This is a genomic window from Muricauda sp. SCSIO 64092 (genome assembly GCF_023016285.1).
Classification (GTDB): domain Bacteria; phylum Bacteroidota; class Bacteroidia; order Flavobacteriales; family Flavobacteriaceae; genus Croceivirga.
In genome coordinates, this window is sequence record NZ_CP095413.1 from 5,102,863 (window position 1) to 5,124,498 (window position 21,636).

Sequence of the window (21,636 nt, forward strand, 5' to 3'; positions counted from 1 at the left end):
TAAGGAAAACTAATCAAAGTGCCTTATTGGTTGTACATCCTTTTCGTGGTCCTTGGGATTTATCTGGTGATCAGTATGATCCTCTACCTGATTCAGGATTATATGTTGTTCAAACCTGAGAAGCTCCCGGCGGATTTTCAGTTCGTTTATGAAAATCAGGTCACTGAAGAATACAATATAGAAACCAGGGACGGTGCCGTAATCAACGGACTCCATTTTAAATCGCCCAATCCCAAAGGAGTCGTTTTTTATCTAAAGGGCAATTCCAAAAGTATTAAGGGTTGGGGCAAATTTGCCGTGGATTTCACCCGTCATAATTATGATGTGATCATGGTGGACTACAGGGGCTTTGGCAAAAGTACCGGTAAACGCACCCACAAGGCCATTAAACGCGATATGCAGGTGGTTTACAACAAAATCAAGGAAAAGGTCGCGGAAAAATATATCGTTCTCTACGGCCGCAGTTTGGGCTCCGGTTTTGCCGCTAAATTGGCGTCCATGAACAACCCAAGGATGTTGGTCCTGGATGCGCCCTATTACAGCTTGAGCAAAGTGGCCAAAAAATTCATCCCCTTTATGCCCATATCGCTCATTATAAAATTCCCCATCCCAACATACAAATGGTTGAAATATGTCCAATGTCCCATTCATATTATCCATGGAACGGACGATCAATTGATTCCCTATAAGAGCAGTGTTAAACTATCCAAGATCAACCCCAATAACACTACCTTGCATACGGTGATTGGAGGTGGGCATAAGGACCTGAACCAATTTGAAGCCTACCACAAAATGCTCTCGGACATTGTGAACACCAAACCAGGAAAAATGGATTTAACGGGTTCCAGTATTGAATACGATTATGCAAAAAAGAAGCCTAGGGCAAAAGCTTAGTTGGATACTTATCCCACTAATTACAGTATTTTTGGTGCTCATGGGGGTTTTAAAAGTATTTCAGGAAAAATTGATCTTCCTCCCTTCCAAACTCAATAAGGAGTACCAATTTCGTTTTGATACGCCCTTTCAAGAGCTGTTTCTTGATACCGCGGACGGGGCGCAATTGAATGTCCTGCATTTTAAAGCGGAACATCCCAAAGGTGTCATCGTATATTTTCACGGAAATGCAGGGGACCTGTCACGTTGGGGCTTGATTACGGAGCAATTTGTCCATGGCGGATGGGACGTTCTGATCATGGACTATAGAACCTATGGGAAAAGTACCGGGGAATTGAGTGAGGAAAACCTGCATAGGGATGCACAATTGGTTTATGACCACGCCAAAAGTAGGTTTCGTGAAGAAAACATTGTAGTGTATGGGCGTTCATTGGGTTGTGCCATGGCAACGAAGTTGGCTTCGGCCAATACACCCCAACAATTGATCTTGGAAACCCCGTTTTATAGTTTGGAGGATATGGCCAGGCGTCGTTTCCCTTTTTTGCCCGCCAAATGGCTATTGGAATATCGTTTTGATAACAATGCCAGCATTGGTAGGGTGTCCTGTCCAATAACCATCTTTCAGGGAACGGCGGATAATGTGGTGCCCTATGAATCGGCATTTGAGCTTTATCAACATATTGCCCATAAGGAATCCCATTTTGTGGTCATTGATGGGGGAGGGCACAATAACCTGTCGGATTTTGAATTGTACCAGACCACTATCACCCAACTCCTAGGGGGCAAAAATGTTGGAGGAAAGGTAACGGTCCCCCCTGTCACAAACAATTGAAACAATGGTCCCACTTTCAATTTCATTCGCAATCCGAAGGGCAATGGTCGCGGCACCGCCGCTGCTCATTCCTGAGAAGATGCCTTCTTCCTTTGCCAGTCGCTTTGCCATTTGCACTGCTTCGGTTTCCGAGACATAGCGAATCGTATCAATTTTGGAGGCATCATAGATACTGGGTACATATTCGGGTGACCATTTTCGAATTCCGGGAATCCGGGAGCCTTCCTCAGGCTGTACCCCTATGATACGAACATCGGTTTTTTGTTCTTTTAAATAGGTGGATGTGCCGGTTATGGTACCGGTAGTTCCCATACTGCTCACAAAATGGGTGATCTGTCCATCGGTGGCCTTCCATATTTCCGGTCCAGTGGTTTTGTAATGGGCTTTCCAATTGTCTTCGTTGCCAAATTGGTCCAACATCACATACCCTTCATTCCTTACTTTGTCCACCACATAGTCCCGGGCGCCCTCAATTCCAATATCGGCAGGGGTAAGGGTAACTTTTGCCCCATAGGCCTGCATGGTCTGTATCCGTTCCTTGGTGGAATTTTCGGGCATGACCAGTTCAATATCAAGCCCATAAACCCCGGCGATCATGGCCAGGGCAATTCCTGTATTGCCACTGGTGGCTTCTATCAGTTTGGAGGCAGCATCAAAATCACCGCGCTCCAGTCCACTCCTGATCATGTTCAAAGCCGGACGATCTTTGACACTTCCCCCCGGATTTTGTCCCTCCAGTTTAAAGTACAACTTTACGTTGGGGTTGGTGTTCAATACTTTGGACTCCGCCAAAGGGGTATTTCCGACCAATTCTAAAATAGGGTTAGACATGTGCTGTTTTTATTTTGATTTCCGGGGTATGGAAGACCGTGGAATTTGGTGGTACAGAGCTGGTGAGCCAGGCGTTTCCACCTATGATGGTATTTTCACCAATGACCGTGTCCCCTCCTAAAATGGTGGCATTGGCATAAATGGTGACATTGGATTCTATGGTAGGATGTCTTTTTACGTCCTTAAGGGATTTCTCCACATACAAGGCCCCCAAAGTAACACCCTGGTATACCTTTACATGGTCTTTGATTACAGCAGTTTCCCCAATAACGACGCCTGTAGCATGATCAATAAAAAAGGCTTTGCCAATTTGTGCACCAGGATTGATGTCCACACCCGTCTGCCGGTGTGCATATTCCGTCATTAAACGGGGAACCATGGGGAAACCCACCTTATAGAGCTCATGGGCCAATCGGTAGATGGCAATGGCATAAAAACCGGGGTAGGCCATATATACCTCTTCAATGGATAGGGAAGCCGGATCACAGTTTCGGATGGCCTCGGCGTCCAGATTTAAGTTTTCCAGAATATGGGGAAGTTGCCCAACGTAACGTTCCCAAACCTTATTACATGGTTTGTGGGATTCCCAACAGGCCAGTGCGATCAAATCACTAAAAAGCGATTCCAGAACGTCCAGGTTTTCCTCTAAAGGAGTGTTGGTATCAAAGAGCGTATAAAACAGCTTATCGGTAAACTTCTCGGCAATCCTTTTCAGCCTATAGTCTAAATAGGGTTGTTTCTTGTGAAGTTTAAGTTGATTGATGATTTGTTGTTTGTCCATTTTTAACTTTGTAACTCGTCTTGATGCTAAAAGTAGCCATTTGCATACGCACAAATGGTTAACTTTAACCTAAAATCTATAGTAGTAGGATTATGCAACACATTACAGCAGAAACGTTGGATTTTTTAAGGAAGCTTGCCAAAAACAATACCAAGGATTGGTTTACTGAACATAAGCCTACTTTTAAGGCTTTGGAAGCGGATGTGAAATCATTTTTTGAATCCCTGAAGGAACGCATGGGGAAACACGATCATATTGAACGCCTAAAAGTGTTCCGAATATATCGCGATGTGCGGTTTTCCAAAGATAAAACACCATATAAGTCCCAGTTCTCGGCGTCGTTTAGTAGGGCAGGGGCGGCATTACGGGGAGGCTACTACATTTGTGTAAAACCTGGGGAATCCTTTATTGCCACGGGTTTTTGGGACCCCAACAAAGAAGATCTTTTTAGGATTAGAAAGGAGTTGGAGTTGGATGCCGATGAATTTAGGAAAGTAATTTCCAAGAAGGACTTTAAGGCGATATGGGGTGAGCTTCAAGGGGATGGTGTGAAGACAGCACCCAAGGGATTTGACAAGGAGGACCCCAACATCGATCTGATTAAGAAAAAACAGTTCATCTTTGTCCGAAATTTTACGGATGAGGAGGTGCTATCGAAAAACTTCATTGCTGAGGTGGATAAATCATTCAAGGCCATTCGGCCTTATTTTGACATCATGAGCAACATCCTCACCACCAATCTCAATGGGGAATCACTCATAGACCAGTGAAACGGACTCCAATAGCTGCATCTGGTCCTTCAATCGGTTAATGACCATATTCATCATTCGCTTGTTGAGGGCAGAGGAGTTTTTGATATAGGTCCTGTATTCCTCCACTGTAAATTGCCCGATGATCATTCCCTTAAGGGAGTTTCTGAATTTAATGTCCTTTTGGATGGATTTTTCGATATACTCCAACCTTTTTTCCACGGACAGTTCGTAATATTTGTTCTTGTGTTTTCCGATGTAGTTTTTGAAAGCTTCAATCAAAAGCATGTTTTGAAACTTAATGATCGGCCGCAAAGTTACATTTTGAAAATACTCGTCATCAGTAGTGTCCGCGTGGACTTTGGCTTTCTGTAACACTGGACGAATTTTCAAAAGGTGGGATGACCTTGTGTCCATATTGGTAGTTTTATTAAGAAGTGATTTAAACTTTTTGGATTGAAGCGAAAATTGATGGCTTTGTGCCCAGGTGAAGGCTTTTTTGAGCTGCACCCGCCTGCCTTCCGCATGGTGGGCAGGTAGCTGGGCTACGCCGCAAGAAAAAGACAAAATATGGGTGCCAAACAGCATTTTTAGCCAATTTGAAAAAGTCTAAAACACTTCTAAAATTACATATTACAATTACGATTACTAAAACGGTGGGATTTAGTTTTCAACGAGGATATGAACAAAAAACAGGACCATTCGCGGCAAATGGATTGATTTGAAAAAGGGGTGTGGGACCTAAGTACGGAACAGATCAAGCGTTACGGTCCGGGGTATGGTTTTGGATTGGAACATCAAGTCCTTGCCCAAGGTGGAAGTTTTTCCAAATATGTATCTTTAGCCCTAACCTAGAATCTTACGTATGAAATTTGGAAAAGTGGATAACCCCGAGCTTATAGATTTTTCTTTTCCCGAGGACCACCCAAGTACAGCGGCCGTATTGGCCAATACCGGTGAAAACCAAAAATTGAACGTCTATGTTGGGTGCGCAAAATGGAACAGACAGGATCTTAAGAATTTTTACCCAAGGGGAACAAAGGATGAATTGGGGTATTACTCCTCACAATTCAACTGCATTGAACTGAATGCTACATTTTATCGCCTGTTTCCGGCAGAGCAGTTTTCAAAATGGTACGACAAAACCCCAAGTGGATTCAAGTTTTTTCCAAAATTGTCCCAGGATATCAGTCATCTAAGGCGTTTAAATGAAAAGGTCTATCCTTTTGTCGATGCCTATCTGGATGCTGCGAGTAATCTAAAGGAAAAGTTGGGGACCATTTTTTTGCAGATGCACAATAATTTTGGTCCCAAAAATTGGGATCGGGTAGTCCGTTTTGTGGAATATTGGCCCAAGGAATTTCCCCTGGCCATTGAATTTAGGCATACGGACTGGTTCAATGATGCCAAGGTGGCCGAAGAACTGTACCACTTGCTGGAGGAGAATACGATGGCCAATGTCCTTGTTGATACTGCGGGGCGAAGGGATTTGATGCATATGCGATTGACGAACAACGAGGCATTCATCAGGTATGTTGGTGCGAACCATGTATCGGATTACCCCAGATTGGACGACTGGGTACAAAGATTGAAGTCCTGGTCAGCTTTGGGACTGTCCAACATCCACTTTTTTGTCCATCAAAATCTGGAGGTGGAGTCCCCCTTATTATCGGCCTATATCATAGACAATCTAAATCAAGAACTCGGGATAGACCTTAGGATACCCCAAACCTTGGGAGGAGGGCAAAAGGGGTTGTTCTAATAACGCATCCCGACCTCTACAAAGGTGTTTTTCTTATGGAACTGGGGTGGCCTGGGAGCGGCCATACAGCAGGTGGAGCCTAAATAGAACAACGCCAATTGGTCCAGTTTTCCAATACTGTTGCCGCACTGTACTTTTTCATTCAATTCAATGGTGCCCACAGCGGGCCCTCCAACAATGGATAGGTACCACGTCCTTCCCAAATCGTCCGTTATATCCACATTATAGCGTTCATTTCGGAATGCGGGCAACGAAGGGTCCTGTTTATAAATCCAAGGTCGCAAAACCACCAGGTCGCCCGGCACGTGCTGGATCCGGGTTATGGTGCCATCAATGGGAGAGTGGATACGGTGGTAGTTCTTGTTATGTAAAAAGACATTTGTAAACGTATAGTTGGCCGGAATAACCCCTTCTTTCAAACCAAATACCGTTGCTACATGCCTTGTATCGCATTTAACCTGGGCCGCTCGGAGTTGATGTAATTTCCCTTCCTCACAAAGTAGGCCTTCACAGGGCCAGACCCATTCACTACCGGTCTTTGGAATCTCTTTGAATTCCCGGATAAAGAAGTCCTGAAAACATTCAAAATCACGCTTTTCAAATGGGGGTTTGAATTTTTCCAGGTAATTGGAGTCCGTATAGTTGATTTTGATGTAAGGACTAATGAAATATTTGGATATGGGTTTGTTATAAACCGAGGCGTACCATTTGGAAACGCTTTTTTGGAGGTTGCTGGGCAAATTTCCCCAAACGGTTATGGAGAGGAATTGGTAAAAATAAGCCCGCCATTTGGGGACTTTGAACACGGTAAAGGTAGGGTCTGAATAATGCGCTGATGAGACGTCCATTTTTTGGTGATGTTTAGCTTTTGCCCTTTCAAGGTATCTTATCCGCAATACCATTCCCAATGAATTAAGAAAACTTTATTCCAAGGTTAACATTTTTTAGATTATGTCATTTTTCTATTGTGATATGGAATTTGATAGGCCAGCAGGGTTTTAATTGATAATTTTGATTAAAAATATATCCATGAAGTTTCATACCCGAAAGTGGGTCAAGCCAGAAGATTTAAATGCCAACGGAACCTTATTTGCGGGCCGTGTTTTGGCATGGCTGGATGAGCAGGCGGTCATCTATGGCATCATTCAATTGGAGAATAAAAAGGTGGTCACCAAGTATATGTCCGAGATTAACTTCATGAGTACCGCCGTTCAAGGCGATATCATTGAAATTGGTATCGAGGTCACCAAGTTTGGTCATAGTTCGTTGACCTTGAATTGTGAGGTGCGTAACAAAATGAACCATGAAACCATTGTTACCGTGGACAATGTGATTTTGGTCAATCTTGATGAAAATGGGAAACCTACACCGCATGGCAAGACCAAAGTGGAATATGTAAAGGACCGTTTGGAAAAACAGGCCAATCAACTACCCTGAAGCCCAGTGACCATCGCCTGAACTTTACCCCATACCCTCAAAAGGGTTCCCCATGGATTATTAAATCCGCTTCGCACAATCTGCCCTTGCCCTGTGTGGATAAGGCCACTATTTGTTTCATGAATGCATGGAATGGATGTGATGTATCAAAAGTATTTTATAACATATCCATCTGTTTTATAGAGTTTTATACCACTTTACTTAAATTGATACATAGCCTATTGTTGTCTTTTTCCAGTATGGGATTCCCAGCATTGGTGGCTTTCCTAAGTATTCTCCGTTACCAAATAACAAGATAAGACAACAAAGGCCAAAGGGATGGGGAGACTTCATTTCAGGGTCAAAAGTTTTAGACCTACAAATAAGGCATTTTGACAACAAAAAACCGCCAGTAGGTAACAATTAGTTGGATACACTACGTGAAATGAAGAGTTTTAAAATTATAATAACCAGATTGTTAGACTTTTCTGACAATTGGAATAATTTGAACTACTTTGGACACTAGGGAACTACTCACACAATTGGAAAAGTTGGAATATGGATTGGATAGCTTTTCTTTTACGGAACTAAAAAGTTCTGAAGCCTCAAGACTTAAAAAATCCTTTGAATCCTTCAAAATTGGTTTGGAGGAAAAAGTATTTGGAATGCCCGCGGGACTGGTGGAATCGGAAAAAACCACTGGGGGTTACGACCAGGTTGCTACCGAAAGCAGATTGATTGCCAATGTAAGCCATGAGATCAGAACACCACTCAATGGAATTATTGGGTTTTTGGACCTACTGAAGGAAACCCCATTATCCCATCACCAAAATGAACTTGTAAATGCCATGGATGGTGCTTCAAAAAACCTTCTAGGACTCATCAATCAGTTATTGGAATTTTCCAGTTTGGCATCTGGGCAGGAAAAATTTGAACGGGTTCCTTTCAATCCCGGCAATTTGATTAATGAGGTGGCTTTTTTATGTAAGACCCTGATCAACGGGAAGAACGTTGCACTTTTGGTGAACTATGACGAACGTATTCCAAAAAACCTTTTGGGAGACCCCTCCAAATTGTCCCAGATCTTATTGAACCTCATGGGAAATGCGGTGAAGTTTGTGGAAGAAGGGGAAATACAATTGAAAGTCAACCTAAAGGAGGAGAAAAGCAAACGGTTGTTCCTGGAATTCATTATCAGCGATACCGGAGTAGGAATTGCCAACGAAAACCTCAAGCATATTTTTGAGAGCTACAAACAAGCAGAACCCTCAACGAAACTGAAATATGGAGGTTCCGGTCTTGGATTAAGTATTGTTAAGGAAATCATTGAAAAACAGCATGGCTGTATAGCCGTTTCCAGTACATTGGGTATTGGCACCACCTTTAAGGTTGTTTTACCTTTTGACAAGGTGGTCTCCATCCCTGCACCATCCGACCCCAAAGATTTGGAGGACAACTTTGATATTTCCAAAAAGGCCATATTGGTATTTGAGGATGATGCACTTACCCAAAGATTAATGCGGAACAGGTTGGAGCAGTGGGGGTGTAAACCCTACATAGCCGAAAATGAAGTCTATGGTCTGCAACTCTTAAAAAATCACAATATCGATCTTGTCCTTTTGGATATGCACCTTCCTGGTTCAAATGGTTTGGAGATCGTTAAAAGGATTCGAAAGAACAAGGAATACGCGAATTTGCCCATTATTATCCTTTCCGGTGATGCCTACAGCCATAAAGAGGATGTATTCCATGATCTGGGAATCAATGACTTTATCCTTAAACCCTACAATTCTGATGAATTGCGCGAGAAAATATATTCCAGTAGTCAACATAGGAATCGGGAAGTTGCGCATACAGCTTCTAAAAAAGAATACAGCGAAGCACGTACCAAACCAATTGACCTTGATCTGTTGTTACAGGAATGTTTAGGTAAAACGGAACTCTTGGATGAGCTTGTACGGTTGTTTGAGCAAAATATCCTGGAATTTATCGGGAAGACCAAAATGTATTTACAAAGCGGAAATTTACAGGGCGTGGGATTCGCTGCACATAAGATAAAATCGTGCTTAAAGATGTTACATGCCAATAGGCTGATCGCCATTTGCGAAGAGATGATCTTGGAATGTAGGACAACCAATAATATCGAACATCTTAAAGGGCTTTTTGAAGATTTCGTAAGCGAATACCCCAAAATTGAGAAAGCCATGGAAGAGGAGATAAGACGAATTAAACACGAGCTGTAAATGGATAAGCGAAAACTCCTTTTGGCAGAAGATGACCAAATGTTGGCTTCACTCTTAAAATATCGTCTTGAGCGCGATGGTTATGAGGTTGTTATTGAGTTTGATGGTAGGTCGGTAAAGGAAAACCTTGAAGTTGCCATACCCGATATTGTTATTTCGGATATCATGATGCCCTATTTTTCTGGAATAGAATTGGTGGATTATGTTCGGAACCAACTGAATTCGGATGTGCCAATTATTTTGATTTCAGCAGCATCAAACGATGAAAATATAGTAAGTGCCTTTGAAATGGGAGCGAACGATTTTATTGCAAAGCCGGTTAGCCCATCTGAATTGATGGTAAGGGTTTCAAGGGAAATCAAAAGACATTATTGCACATAAATAAATTAACATACCAAATCTTAACCATTCTGGGCATCCCAAAAATCCATACAGACCTACTTTGGGACCTGACCTTTTTATTTTTGGTCCTGGGAGGACTTTATTTTGTTTTTGTATTCTTTTTTAGGAACAAGTTGTCCCGGCTAAGGTTAAAAACAAAAGGAAAACGCCAGGAACTGGCACCCATAATCAGTAATTTTTTGTTCCATAGTCCAGAAGACCCAAAGGATGAACAGAAGGAATATGTACAATTAAAAATTAGGATTAGGGAATACCTGAACGATCGGTCCTTTAGAAAAATCATTTCCCAAATCCTTTTTGATCTACAAAAAGACGTGGCCGGTGGTACCAGGGAGCGTTTATTTAAACTGTACAAACAACTGGAACTTCATCATGATTCCTTTCAGAAACTGGAAAGTTGGCGTTGGGAAACCGTTGCCCAAGGCATTTTGGAACTCTCTGAAATGGAAGTTGAAGAATCCTATCAATTAATTCAAAAGTTTATCAATGACCGCCGGAGTGTAGTACGTAAACAAGCGGAACTGGCTACCGTGGGATTGCGAAAGGATGGCATAGATTTTTTATTGGATACTACCAGGCACTCCATTAGTGAATGGCAACAGTTAAAGCTCATTGAGACCTTGGGGAAAATAAAAAACTACCGGCCTCCCCAATTCAAAGCCTGGTTATTGTCCCAAAATAAGGATGTGGTCCTTTTTGCCCTTCGTCTCATAAAGCATTACAACCAAAAAGGGGCCGAAGCCTCAATCAAGGAATTGGTAAAGCACAAGAACGACGAGATAAAAACAGCGGCCATACAGTGTATTGTCGATTTCAACTTTGTGAGTGCATTAGGCACGCTCAAAAAGGTGTTTTGGAAAAGCTCCAACATGGTCAAAATCAACATTCTCAATGCGGTAGCTTCTTTGGGGTCTGCATATGATATTCTGTTTTTGGAAGAAGTAGCCTCAAAGGAAAGCAGTTTCATTATCGTTGGGAAAGCACAAAGTACCATAAATACCATAAAGCCGGAGACGGTCTTACCATCCAAGGATATCCTAAAGGTATCCCATGATGAAGGTAAAAAAGGGTCTTTTTCCAAAATGGATGAAGAAGATACCGAGAACAAGGTCGATGCTATTGAAGTTACCTATGAGGAAGTGTTGCAAAGCCCTCCAGAAACCATTGAGGTTGAGGACATAGAGTTTTACGACGCCATGGAGATACCCGAGCCCAAGAATAAAACGCAACCGGTTGAACCCATAAGCCCTACGTTTGAGTTACAACCGATTGAAGAGGGTTATGGAAATTCAATAGATCAGTTGTTGGGGGTATTGCCACCCATTGGCGAGGATTTGGATTCCAGCGCTTTGGTAAAAGGTTATGACAGTATTTCGGATTTGGAAAAATCGCAACTTGTGGAGCGATTGGAGGAATTTGCCGATGAACGGGAACTTCCATTATTGGAGCATATTGCGGAAAATGAGTCCAACTCGGAACTGCGTTTCAAAGCTTTTAAGGCAATGCAGTCAATTAAGCAAAGTGTTCCTATGGATAAGGGAGGGAATCTTCCAACAAAGGGAACGGAACTACCATTGGAGCAACAAAGCATTTTTTATGCCCTTTACCAGTACGCTTCGGACTTGGATTCCAAACTCATTCTCTTAAAGGAACTAATGGATGTTGGGGATGAAAAGGAAATACCATTTCTAAAAGGTCTTTTGGCCATATCCCATGGCGCCCTCTTAAAAACCGTGCGTAAGGCCCTCGATAAACTCGAAAATAGGATTTTGGTACAAGAAGTAAACTTGTCCGATGAACCGCCTGAAGCTCCAAAGGAAATGGATGGTAATGGGAATACGGAGCGTGTTCAAAACGAGGAGGGGCAGAAAAGGGACTTGGAAGATGACGAACGTATTCCTTTGGAGCTTTTGTTCCTGTATGAGGAACTTGGAATAAAAGCTGCCAAAAAGGAAGGACAGGATACGTTCCCATTTGATTTTGAACTGTCCGAAGAATTCTTCCTGGAGGGTTCCACGGACACGCAAAACGAAAAAAAAGATCATGAATAGTGGGGTATTTGACATATTTGTAGAGTACATGAACATTATTTTTTTAGTGTTCTCCACAGTGCTGTTCTCCATGTTCAGTATTATGGGTTATCTATCCGCCCGTAATTCCATCCACTATCGAAACAAAAACAGTTTTGGGGATTTGTCCAAGGTAATGGCATCACCTTTGGCCCCCTCCATAACCATTATAGCCCCGGCATTCAATGAAGGGATGACCATTGTGGAAAATGTACGGTCGCTACTGTCCCTAAAATATGTGAATTACGAGGTAATGGTGGTCAATGACGGTAGCAAGGACGACACTTTGGAAAAACTGATCGGTGCTTTCCACCTGGAAAAAATTGAATATACCATGGACCCCAATTGGAAATCCAAGCCCGTCCGGGGCATTTATAAGTCCAATCAAAAGAGTTTTTCCAAGCTAACGGTGATCGACAAGGAAAATGGAGGCAAATCAGACGCCTTAAATACTGGGGTCTATCTTTCTGAAAACAGGTATGTGGGTTGTATTGATGTGGATTGCCTATTGCAGCCGGATGCGCTGCTCCATGTGGTCAAGTCCTTTTCACAACGATCGCAGAAAAGGGTCATTGCTGTTGGCGGTGTTATAAGGGTAGCCAATTCCTGTACCATTTCCGGGGGCACTTTGGAAGAAATTAATTTGCCTAAAAATTGGTTGGCCAAATTTCAATTATTGGAATATACGCGTTCCTTTTTGCTAGGTAGGATGGCCTGGGGAAGGATAGACAGTTTGCTGATCATCTCCGGGGCCTTTGGCTTTTTTGACCGGGAGATTGCCCTGGCCGTTGGGGGATATGACACCAATACGGTAGGGGAGGACATGGAAATTGTTTTTAGGATGCGGAGGTATATGCATGATGAAGGTATTCCTTATACCATTGAGTATATTCCAGACCCACTTTGCTGGACGGAAGTCCCGGAAAGTTTGAAGGTTTTAGTGAAGCAAAGGGATAGGTGGTCCCGCGGTAACTTGGAAACACTTAAAAAGCACAAGGACATGTTCTTTAATCCCAAGTATGGAAGATTGGGAATGTTGAGCTATCCCTATTGGTTCTTCTATGAATGGATGTCGCCCATTTTGGAGTTCCTAGGATTCTTTTCAATCATCCTGTTTTACATTTTAGGGATTTTGAACTGGGAATTCTTTTTGGCCATCACACTGGCCATCTACACCTTTAGTGTGATGTTCTCTTTTTACGCAATCCTATGGGATGTGTATTCCTACAATCAATACAGCAGGACCAAAGACATTCTGATCTTGATGTTCTGCGCCATGGTAGAACCTTTTTTCTTTCATCCCATTGTGGTATGGTCCGCCATAAAAGGGAATTATAAAAAACTGTTCAAAATACAATCCGGTTGGGGTGCAATGACCCGAAAAGGGTTTAGTAAAGCTGCATAATGGAGATAAAGACCAACATAAAAAAAACACGGACCTTAAAGGACTTCACCAGAATCCTGATTGGTTTTGTCTTCGCACTTTTTGTGCTCTCCATGTATCAGCAATTCAGCCTTTTCCATGGAGGGGTCATTGACAGGCCTTTGAACAGGATCCTTCTTTTACTGCTGGTGAACCATTTGGGATTTGCGGCAATACTCTCATTTGTCCTTTTATTGGTGTTCCGTTTTCTGGAACACAGTAAGCCTGGTACCGGATTTAGGGGATCCTTAGTGCTTTTTTCCACTTTTTTGCTATTCGAGGTCCTTTTGATCGAAAACTTTATCCACAATTATTCAATGCTGCATATTACCGACTTTCAATCGGGGTTTTCATTGACGCTAAGTAATGCCATTATCCTAAAATTTGTACTGGTCATCCTGGGTATTGGACTACTTTATTTTTGGTTCTATAAGCTTTCTGCGTTTTTAAACCCCTTTATTGGTAAAATGTATCCTTTTACCATCATCCTTTTTTTGCTGGCATTAAGTACATCGGTTACCGAGAAAAGTCCGATCAATCAAAATAAGACCTTAAGTTTTATCTCAGAAACTGCGGACTATCTCTTGGATTTTAATACATATGAGGGTAAGGAATATCCGTTGCTCCAGGAATGGCAAAAGGATGATTTGTTTGTTGAACATTTTACCTCCAATGCCCATTCCCCAAATATTGTTATTGTGGTATGGGATGGCCTCAGGCCCGAATTTCTTGGGGAAGGTAAATTTGCGGGATTTACCCCATTTCTGGATTCCATTACCCAAAAATCCTTGTATTGGAATCGTTTTTTGGCCAATTCCACGTCAACGACCGATGCGGTCGCCAATATCCTGGGGTCCTTGCCCCAAGGCGAAAATGGGTTTATGGCCTTGGAAAACTCGGCAAATAGAAATACGCTCTTTGGTCTTTTAAAGCAGAACAACTATAACACCGGGTTCTATTTTGGGGGGAATGCCTCCTTGAACAATATGGATAGGTTTCTGAATGAAGAGCAAGTGGATGTTGTTTTGGATAAATCAAGGTTCAGCGATAGTTATATACTTCAGGAAGCGGATCGGGCAGGGGTCACTTTGGGATATCCAGATGGGGAACTGTACAAAAAATGGGGTTCGTCCTATTTTGCCTCCAATCAGCCCAAAATTGAGTTTTTTCTCAACTTAAGTACGACCAAACCTTTCTCCATTCCGAATTCCGACTACTATGAATCATGGGTTGAAAAGGCTTTTGATACCATGAAGTTCAATGGAAAACAAAAGCGGTTTGTCAAAAAGAATGTCGATTTGTTTGCGGCAATGAAATATGCCGATGATGCCCTTGGGAAACTCTTCAAGATGTACGCATTGACCAAGGATGCCGGGAATACCATTTTTGTGGTTACCGGTAGTGGAAAAAACTATTTGCCCATTGAAAATCCATTAAAGCAATATCAAGTGCCCTTAGTGATTTACAGTACACTGTTAAAGCACGGAATGGGATTAAATAATCTGGCTTCGCATCACGATATAGCCCCTAGTTTATTGAGTTTGCTGCGGCAACAGGACGGTTTTGAGCTACCACAAAAAAGCGCGTGGTTGGGAAACGGACTGTTGCGGGAGGATGGTAAAGTGGTTTTGTCAACAGCCAACAATGGAGTCAAGGCACTGGTATACGACAACCATTTTGTAAAGGGTCGAAAAGTTGCAGGAATAGGGGATACCCTGGAACTTTTAACTCCCAACGATTCGGTAAAAGGAGCGCTCAAGAATGAATTAAAGTTTTTTAAGGCCATTAATTCGTATGTGACCAGGGAGAATAAAATCCTTCCTAGGGACCTGGCGGTCTATGAGACTGGTAAAAAACAGTTCGCCAAAGAAGAAATGGTTTGGATAAGCAGTGTTTTCAATGGAAGGAATTATGACAATGCCTATAACAGCGCCAGGGAATTGGCCCATAATGGTGATTATGACAAGGCATTGCTTTTATCCGCTTACATACTGGACAATGTTCCAGGCCATATTGATGCCTTGATATTACAAGGAAGAATACACGCCTGGAAGAAGCATTACAATAAATCCATCATGCTTTTGGAAAAGGCGGTTGACCTCCATCCTTTTTATCAAGATGCCTATGGAGCATTGTTGGATGTGTATTATTGGTCGGGAAACAACTCAAGGGCGTCCAGGATATATGAACAAATGAAGGAGAACAATATTGAAACCGTTGAGCTGATCAAAAAAGTGGAACGCTGTATGAACCGAATGGGGAAAATTCAAAATGTGGAAAAAAACCAAATAACGGGTATTCAGTTTCAGGAATAATGGGTAAACGCTTTATTTATATGGTATGTATCGGGCTTGGTTGTTTTTGGGTACGGTCCCAAGGAATAACCGACCCGGATAGCTCCTTTTTAAGTGCCCGAAATATTGCTTTTGAAGGCAACCGGGCCGTTGCCAGGGATTCCCTGGAACAAATTCTGGCATCATATCCGGATTATACCGATGCGGCCATTCTTATTGCAAAGACCTACACTTGGGACAAAGACTATAATGAAGCCCGAAAGCGTTTTAATCGAATACTATCGGTAAAGCGACAAAAAAGGGATGCCTGGTTGGCGGCCATAAAGAATGAGCTGTATTCCAAAAACCTGAATATTGCCCTTGGACTTTCGAATAAGGCCCTCATATACCTTCGCGAAGATAAGGCCATTGAAGAATTGCGCAGTCAGGTTGTTTTCGAATTGAATAAAAAGCCTCCTATCCAGGAAAAGCTGAAAGAGGAAAACAAAAACCTGAAACGAAAAAACGGTATTTCCGTTTCAACGACCGTTGAAGTCTTTGATGTGGTTTTTGACCCCATGTACGAAACTTCCATAGCATACCAGGCCCAAACCAAATTTGGACAAATCCTGCCCAGGATCAATTACGCCCAAAGATTTGACCAAACCGGAACCCAGTTTGAAGTGGATATCTATCCCACCATTTCCAAAACGTTCCATGGATACGTGAATTACGGGTATTCCAACGCGGTCATATTTCCCAAACACAGGGCAGGATTGGAACTCTATGCGGAGTTGCCCAAAGCATTTGAGGTATCCCTTGGGGCCAGACATGTGCGGTTTACGGCAAATAATGCCACCATTTTTACGGGGTCCTTCGGGACGTACAGAGGGAATTATTATGTGTCGGCAAGGCCTTTTGTTTCGGTCAGGAATGATGGACAAATGGGTTGGGCAGGGAACGTTTTGGCAAGAAAATACGGAAAGGATGGCAATCATTTTTTTGGCGTTCGGGCGACCTATGGCTTCGATTCCGAGTTGAACCAGCTTATTGTGGATGGCGAATTGCTTTCCGCCACCCAATTGTTCCTGGAAACCCAAATGTTGAACTTGGAATATCAGTTTGCCGACAAAAACAATATAGGGCTGTATACTTTAAATGCAGGGGTGAGACGACAAGAACTCTTTTTTGATTCCGGCAATTTCTTTTGGGGCGTTTCCTTTGGACTTCGGTACCAATTTCGTTTTTGAACGAATTTTCCTATTTAAAAGTTCACAACAACTTTTATGTACTTCACCACAAAATATTGTCATTGCATAATGTTTGGGATATGTTAGCGTTAATCATGTAGCACCCGAATTAAAAACCTAATCTACCACTATGTTATACGATACGTACGGCGAGGAATATTTAGCATTCTTACAGGAGCTAAATGAAATTTTGAGCATGAATGAACTGGCAGAGCTGGATTATTTATAAACTGCCCTAAACCGAAAGCTATGGAGCGACAGAATCAAGAAAACAGTGCATACATTAATTTCATCAATGATTTGAATGAAATTCTAACAGACTACAACATCTCACAACTGAATTGTTCTTAAGTTTAAGTATTTATCAATAAAAAAGAGGTCGTCTAGAAAGTAATTTTTAGGCGACTTTTTTTGTTTGTCCTATTTTCTGGATTTGGGAAGTTATTTTTCCGTTTGTTTATGGTTGAAGGGTTCAAGGTTGGTTTCAAAGGGCCAGACTTAGCTTTTTGAGGTTATGTGCCATTGCAATGAGTCCAAATTCGGTCTCTACCTTTTCGATCCCCCTTAACATAAAGCGTTTGAATGCCATGTTCTGCTTTATGTTTCCAAAAATGGCCTCTATGTCCCAGCACCTTTGTTTGCGGTGGGCGATACCATCTTCGGAGAGCAGTTTTTCCCTTGCCCTTTGTTTGTGGCGTTCCAGGTTATGGTTGCGTTCCACGACCCTATTGCCTTTGGCCTTGTGGCAGAGGGGGCGGATGGGACATCCCGAACAGTTTTTGGCCTGGTATTGGTGTATGGTCTGTAGGTATCCCTTCTTAGTGGTCCGTTGAAAGCTTCCAATATGGGTCATCCCTTGACCCATAGGGCAATAATAGGTGTCGGTTTGTTCATTATAATGGAGCTTGTCCACGGTAAAGGGCTTTTTGACCTTGCCCGACTTGGCCTCCTGTTGTTCTTTGTGGAAATAATTGTACTTGACAAAGGCATCGATGCCCTGATCTTCCATCTTTTGATAGTTTTCCTCACTGCCATAGCCTGAGTCAGCGGTCACCCTTCCCGGCATTTGGCCAAAACTGCTTTGGTGTTCTTCAAGGTGGCCGGGAAGTGTTGTAGTGTCGGTAGGGCTTTGTTCCAAAGTGTAATTGACAAGGAACTGGTTGTTGGATGACCCCTGGATGTTGTAGCCCGCTTTCAACTGTCCGTTCTTCATATGGTCATCCTTCATCCGCATGAAGGTGGCATCGGGGTCGGTCTTGCTGTAACTGCCACGATTGCCAAGTATCTTATCCTGCTCATTGTACTTGGCCACTTTGTCCGGCCAGTTCTTCTTGGCATAGGTGAGCTTCTGCTTTACCTTCTTGTCCACTTCCTTATCCTTAAGGGCATCATTAATGGTATCGACGGTTTTGGTTACTTCTTCAGGGTCAATGGCCGCGAAGCTTGGCTCATTGGGCAATTGTTCCTCTTGGGCATATACCTTCTCGACATACGACCATAGTTCCCTTAACTGCTTCTCGATACGCCTGCGCGAGGTCTTGGTCCCCTTTGCCCAGACAAAGGTGTAACGGTTGGCATTGGCCTCTATCTTGGTGCCGTCCACATAAATGTCCCTCAGGCTTAGGTAGCCCTGCTCGGCCAACAGTGCCACCACTTGGTTGAATATGGCCTTGAACCTGCCCTTGAGCCTTCCTGAACGGAAGTTGTTTATCGTATTGTGGTCAGGGATGGAACAGCCCGAGAGCCACATAAAGTGTACATTCTCCGATAAGGCCCGTTCTATCTTGCGTGAGGAGTAAAGGTTACGCAAATAGGCATAGACCAATATCTTCAACAGTACCTTAGGATGGTAGCTGGATGTGCCGCCTCCCTTATAGGTGGCCTCCAAACCGCCCAGATCTATACTTTCCAAAATTGTGTTGACAACACGGACCGGGTGGTTCACCGGTACTAAATCGTCATAACTCGGCGGCAATAGGCTCAATTGGGATTGGGAATCGGTCTTCCAGACTTGTTTTCGGCTCATAACCTGAAGTTACTATCCTTTGGGTCCAAAACAAAAAAAAGAGACTGTCTTTTTAGACAGCCTCTTTTTTATTACCCTAAATACGATTTCAAGATTTTGCACTTAGAGCTATGTCTCAATTTTCGAATGGCCTTTTCCCTAATTTGTCTCACCCGTTCCCTGGTCAGATCAAAAGTACTCCCAATTTCCTCCAGGGTCATGGAAGGCTGTTCTCCAATCCCGTAATACAGACGAACAACATCGGCTTCCCTGGGAGAAAGGGTGTCCAGGGCCCGATTTATTTCCGTGTTCAGTGATTCATGCATCAATTCCTTATCGGGACGCGGGGATTCCCCCGCTTTCATAACATCGTATAGATTGGAATCCTCCCCTTCTTTTAAGGGAGCGTCCATGGATACATGACGCCCGGTATTTTTCATGCTTTGCTTTACTTCGGTGACCGTCATGTCCAATTCTTTGGCAATTTCCTCCGCCGAAGGAGGTCTTTCATGGGCCTGTTCCAAATAGGAAAACGTTTTTTTGATCTTATTGATGGAACCGATTTTGTTCAATGGCAAGCGTACAACCCTGGATTGTTCCGCCAATGCCTGTAATATGGACTGACGGATCCACCATACCGCATATGAAATGAACTTAAAACCACGTGTTTCATCAAAACGTTTGGCAGCCTTGACCAGACCTACATTTCCTTCATTGATCAAATCAGGTAAGGTCAACCCCTGATTCTGATATTGCTTGGCAACGGAAACAACAAATCGAAGGTTGGCATTGGTCAGCTTTTCCAGGGCAGCTTGGTCCCCTCTTTTAATTTTTTGGGCGAGTTCCACCTCTTCATCGGCTGTTATCAATTCTATTTTGCTTATGTCTTGTAGGTATTTGTCTAGGGATTTGGATTCACGGTTGGTTACTTGTTTAATGATTTTAAGTTGCCTCATTCGTGTTCTGGGTTTAGTGTGTATATAAGCTCTCATTATACATTTTTAACGTGGCAATTCCAAACGGAATCTTGTAATCTTTTCAAAAAATTATCAGTAGTATTTTACGGTACTTGAATTCGGCTATTGTTAATAGTATTTTGATATTAAAGGACAGGTAGTTTTTCGTGCCAATTTAAAAATCGCCTAATTTTGTAAGGTTTTTTATTAATCTGCCTAAACCCACGATATCGACTTGGAGCTACAAAAAGAAGTTGCCGGAAAAAAACTTTATGACTACCAAAAAGAGGATTTGGAAAAAATCTTCGCGGAATTGGCCAAGTTGCCCGAGGGTAGCAATATTTTATATCAGCTTCCCACTGGAGGGGGCAAGACCGTTGTTTTTTCGGAGATAACACGCAGGTACATTGAGACTACCAAAAAGAAGGTGGTCGTACTTACCCATAGGATTGAATTGAGTTTCCAAACATCCCGAATGCTTCACGGTTTTGGTGTCACCAACAAAATCATCAATAGTGATGTAAAGGAGCTCAATGACCAGGACGAATATATGTGCTTTGTGGCCATGGTGGAGACCTTGAACAACAGGCTTCAGGAAGAAAAGGTGAAAATCAACAACATTGGGTTGGTCATCATCGATGAAGCGCATTACAACTCCTTCCGAAAACTGTTCAAGTACTTTGAACACGCAACAATTCTGGGGGTTACGGCTACCCCGTTGAGTTCCAACATTAAATTGCCCATGAAGGACCACTATAAAAAGTTAATCGTGGGCAAATCCATTAAATCCTTAATAGCGAACGGATATTTGGCCAAAGCCGATCTGTATAACTATGATGTTAGCCTTAAAAGTTTAAAACTGGGGATCCACGGTGATTATACGGTAAAATCCTCAGATGAGTTTTATGGCAACCACAATATGCTGGGCAAGTTGGTAACTGCATATGAGGAAGTGGCCAAAGGCACTAAGACGCTTATTTTTAACAATGGTATCAATACGTCATTTTACGTGTACGAGACCTTTAAAAAGGCGGGTTATGATATCCGACATTTGGACAACAGAAATACGGCGTCCGAACGTAGGGAGATATTGGATTGGTTTGCCCAAACCCCCAATGCCATCTTAACTTCGGTAAGTATCCTGACAACAGGTTTTGACGAGCCAACAGTGGAATCCATCATCCTAAATAGGGCTACCCGTTCATTGACCCTATATTTTCAGATGATTGGACGTGGCTCCAGGATACTTCCCAATAAGAGCGGGTTCAAAGTGATTGATCTGGGGAACAATATTGCCCGTTTTGGACCTTGGGACGAGCCTTTGGATTGGCAGGAGATTTTCCATTTTCCGGATTTTTACTTGGAAAACATCAAGAATGATGAGGAAATAGAGAAGGAGTTCATCTATGAAATGCCAGATGAACTTAAGGCAAAATTTGCCAAATCGGAGAATATCAATTTTGATGTAAAGGAAGAATACAAAAAGGTATTCGAAGAAGGCAAAAAATCCAAACTTGTATTGGAACGGAGCATAGAGCAGCACGCGCAGATCTGTGTTGAGAACAGCGAGGATATTTTTGATGCCCGTATCCTGGCAAAGGCCTTAAAAGAGGAAATTGCATTTCGGGTAAAACAGTATTCGTATTGTATTATGAACAATACCAAGAATTATAAGGAATGGCTGGAAGAGGATTATGAACGGAAGTTACGCTCCAGGATATCCAAAAAGTTTGCACAGCAGATGTAGTTC

18 protein-coding genes are annotated in these 21,636 nt (G+C 42.7%); 12 read left to right on the forward strand and 6 right to left on the reverse strand.

Annotated features, from left to right (window positions below):
• Positions 1-18 precede the first annotated feature (18 nt).
• Both L0P88_RS21225 and L0P88_RS21230 read left to right on the forward strand, forming a co-directional pair.
• On the forward strand, positions 19-894 hold the full coding sequence (locus L0P88_RS21225) for an alpha/beta hydrolase (protein ID WP_247131881.1): 876 nt from the start codon (positions 19-21) through the stop codon (positions 892-894).
• A 40-nt stretch (positions 895-934) separates the two neighbouring features.
• Entirely contained in the window at positions 935-1,726 is a 792-nt protein-coding gene (locus L0P88_RS21230) for an alpha/beta hydrolase (RefSeq protein WP_247131882.1), read from the forward strand.
• On the opposite strand, the gene cysM is transcribed toward L0P88_RS21230, so the two are convergent.
• Both cysM and epsC read right to left on the reverse strand, forming a co-directional pair.
• Positions 1,670-2,557, reverse strand: coding sequence for a cysteine synthase CysM (cysM, locus tag L0P88_RS21235; protein ID WP_247131883.1), 888 nt, complete (start codon positions 2,555-2,557; stop codon positions 1,670-1,672). The two genes, L0P88_RS21230 and cysM, sit on opposite strands and share 57 nt — an antisense overlap.
• Complete coding sequence (gene epsC / locus L0P88_RS21240) at positions 2,550-3,338, reverse strand: serine O-acetyltransferase EpsC (RefSeq protein WP_247131884.1); 789 nt, start codon at positions 3,336-3,338, stop codon at positions 2,550-2,552. The genes cysM and epsC overlap by 8 nt, the downstream gene beginning before the upstream one ends.
• Before the next feature lie 92 nt (positions 3,339-3,430).
• Here epsC and L0P88_RS21245 point away from each other — a divergent pair, with 92 nt between their 5' ends.
• A complete protein-coding gene (locus tag L0P88_RS21245; RefSeq protein WP_247131885.1) occupies positions 3,431-4,108 on the forward strand; it encodes a DUF2461 domain-containing protein in 678 nt (225 codons plus the stop codon).
• Here the strand turns inward: L0P88_RS21245 and L0P88_RS21250 are convergent.
• Positions 4,091-4,504 carry a glyoxalase gene (locus tag L0P88_RS21250; RefSeq protein WP_247131886.1) on the reverse strand — a complete coding sequence of 138 codons (414 nt, stop codon included), beginning with the start codon at positions 4,502-4,504 and terminating at the stop codon, positions 4,091-4,093. The two genes, L0P88_RS21245 and L0P88_RS21250, sit on opposite strands and share 18 nt — an antisense overlap.
• 448 nt (positions 4,505-4,952) lie before the next feature.
• On the opposite strand from L0P88_RS21250, the gene L0P88_RS21255 reads away from it, so the two are divergent.
• Positions 4,953-5,849: a DUF72 domain-containing protein gene (locus L0P88_RS21255; protein WP_247131887.1), complete on the forward strand. Its 897-nt coding sequence runs from the start codon at positions 4,953-4,955 to the stop codon at positions 5,847-5,849.
• Here the strand turns inward: L0P88_RS21255 and L0P88_RS21260 are convergent.
• Positions 5,846-6,697 carry a phosphatidylserine decarboxylase gene (locus L0P88_RS21260; protein WP_247131888.1) on the reverse strand — a complete coding sequence of 284 codons (852 nt, stop codon included), beginning with the start codon at positions 6,695-6,697 and terminating at the stop codon, positions 5,846-5,848. The genes L0P88_RS21255 and L0P88_RS21260 overlap by 4 nt on opposite strands.
• A 181-nt stretch (positions 6,698-6,878) precedes the next feature.
• Here L0P88_RS21260 and L0P88_RS21265 point away from each other — a divergent pair, with 181 nt between their 5' ends.
• The 7 genes from L0P88_RS21265 (at position 6,879) to L0P88_RS21295 (ending at position 16,925) form a co-directional block, all read left to right on the forward strand.
• Positions 6,879-7,286, forward strand: a complete 408-nt coding sequence (locus L0P88_RS21265) for an acyl-CoA thioesterase (RefSeq protein ID WP_158779100.1) — start codon at positions 6,879-6,881, stop codon at positions 7,284-7,286.
• 494 nt (positions 7,287-7,780) lie between these two features.
• Positions 7,781-9,508 carry an ATP-binding protein gene (locus tag L0P88_RS21270; RefSeq protein ID WP_247131889.1) on the forward strand — a complete coding sequence of 576 codons (1,728 nt, stop codon included), beginning with the start codon at positions 7,781-7,783 and terminating at the stop codon, positions 9,506-9,508.
• A complete protein-coding gene (locus L0P88_RS21275; protein ID WP_247131890.1) occupies positions 9,509-9,889 on the forward strand; it encodes a response regulator transcription factor in 381 nt (126 codons plus the stop codon).
• Entirely contained in the window at positions 9,880-11,961 is a 2,082-nt protein-coding gene (locus tag L0P88_RS21280; RefSeq protein ID WP_247131891.1) for a HEAT repeat domain-containing protein, read from the forward strand. Before L0P88_RS21275 ends, L0P88_RS21280 begins: the two co-directional genes overlap by 10 nt.
• Positions 11,954-13,384, forward strand: coding sequence for a glycosyltransferase family 2 protein (locus tag L0P88_RS21285; RefSeq protein ID WP_247131892.1), 1,431 nt, complete (start codon positions 11,954-11,956; stop codon positions 13,382-13,384). Before L0P88_RS21280 ends, L0P88_RS21285 begins: the two co-directional genes overlap by 8 nt.
• Positions 13,384-15,717 carry a sulfatase-like hydrolase/transferase gene (locus tag L0P88_RS21290; protein WP_247131893.1) on the forward strand — a complete coding sequence of 778 codons (2,334 nt, stop codon included), beginning with the start codon at positions 13,384-13,386 and terminating at the stop codon, positions 15,715-15,717. Before L0P88_RS21285 ends, L0P88_RS21290 begins: the two co-directional genes overlap by 1 nt.
• Positions 15,717-16,925: a YaiO family outer membrane beta-barrel protein gene (locus tag L0P88_RS21295; protein ID WP_247131894.1), complete on the forward strand. Its 1,209-nt coding sequence runs from the start codon at positions 15,717-15,719 to the stop codon at positions 16,923-16,925. The genes L0P88_RS21290 and L0P88_RS21295 overlap by 1 nt, the downstream gene beginning before the upstream one ends.
• A 484-nt stretch (positions 16,926-17,409) precedes the next feature.
• Here L0P88_RS21295 and L0P88_RS21300 read toward each other — a convergent pair whose 3' ends face one another.
• Both L0P88_RS21300 and L0P88_RS21305 read right to left on the reverse strand, forming a co-directional pair.
• Positions 17,410-18,951 carry an IS1182 family transposase gene (locus L0P88_RS21300; RefSeq protein WP_247131152.1) on the reverse strand — a complete coding sequence of 514 codons (1,542 nt, stop codon included), beginning with the start codon at positions 18,949-18,951 and terminating at the stop codon, positions 17,410-17,412.
• Positions 18,952-19,022: 71 nt separating this feature from the next.
• Positions 19,023-19,886 (reverse strand): RNA polymerase sigma factor RpoD/SigA, encoded by an 864-nt coding sequence (locus L0P88_RS21305; RefSeq protein ID WP_158779093.1) that lies wholly within the window; start codon positions 19,884-19,886, stop codon positions 19,023-19,025.
• Between the two features lie 235 nt (positions 19,887-20,121).
• On the opposite strand from L0P88_RS21305, the gene L0P88_RS21310 reads away from it, so the two are divergent.
• A complete protein-coding gene (locus tag L0P88_RS21310) occupies positions 20,122-21,633 on the forward strand; it encodes a DEAD/DEAH box helicase (protein ID WP_247131895.1) in 1,512 nt (503 codons plus the stop codon).
• The last annotated feature ends 3 nt before the right edge of the window (positions 21,634-21,636 follow it).

Excerpts from the sequence above, each read along its gene's own strand:
- L0P88_RS21300 (WP_247131152.1), bottom strand. The coding sequence starts at position 18,951 with ATGAGCCGAAAACAAGTCTGGAAGACCGATTCCCAATCCCAATTGAGC.
- L0P88_RS21305 (WP_158779093.1), bottom strand. The coding sequence starts at position 19,886 with ATGAGGCAACTTAAAATCATTAAACAAGTAACCAACCGTGAATCCAAA.
- L0P88_RS21230 (WP_247131882.1), top strand. The coding sequence starts at position 935 with ATGGGGGTTTTAAAAGTATTTCAGGAAAAATTGATCTTCCTCCCTTCC.
- L0P88_RS21285 (WP_247131892.1), top strand. The coding sequence starts at position 11,954 with ATGAATAGTGGGGTATTTGACATATTTGTAGAGTACATGAACATTATT.
- L0P88_RS21265 (WP_158779100.1), top strand. The coding sequence starts at position 6,879 with ATGAAGTTTCATACCCGAAAGTGGGTCAAGCCAGAAGATTTAAATGCC.
- L0P88_RS21295 (WP_247131894.1), top strand. The coding sequence starts at position 15,717 with ATGGGTAAACGCTTTATTTATATGGTATGTATCGGGCTTGGTTGTTTT.
- L0P88_RS21245 (WP_247131885.1), top strand. The coding sequence starts at position 3,431 with ATGCAACACATTACAGCAGAAACGTTGGATTTTTTAAGGAAGCTTGCC.
- L0P88_RS21290 (WP_247131893.1), top strand. The coding sequence starts at position 13,384 with ATGGAGATAAAGACCAACATAAAAAAAACACGGACCTTAAAGGACTTC.
- cysM (WP_247131883.1), bottom strand. The coding sequence starts at position 2,557 with ATGTCTAACCCTATTTTAGAATTGGTCGGAAATACCCCTTTGGCGGAG.
- L0P88_RS21275 (WP_247131890.1), top strand. The coding sequence starts at position 9,509 with ATGGATAAGCGAAAACTCCTTTTGGCAGAAGATGACCAAATGTTGGCT.
- epsC (WP_247131884.1), bottom strand. The coding sequence starts at position 3,338 with ATGGACAAACAACAAATCATCAATCAACTTAAACTTCACAAGAAACAA.
- L0P88_RS21255 (WP_247131887.1), top strand. The coding sequence starts at position 4,953 with ATGAAATTTGGAAAAGTGGATAACCCCGAGCTTATAGATTTTTCTTTT.
- L0P88_RS21250 (WP_247131886.1), bottom strand. The coding sequence starts at position 4,504 with ATGGACACAAGGTCATCCCACCTTTTGAAAATTCGTCCAGTGTTACAG.
- L0P88_RS21260 (WP_247131888.1), bottom strand. The coding sequence starts at position 6,697 with ATGGACGTCTCATCAGCGCATTATTCAGACCCTACCTTTACCGTGTTC.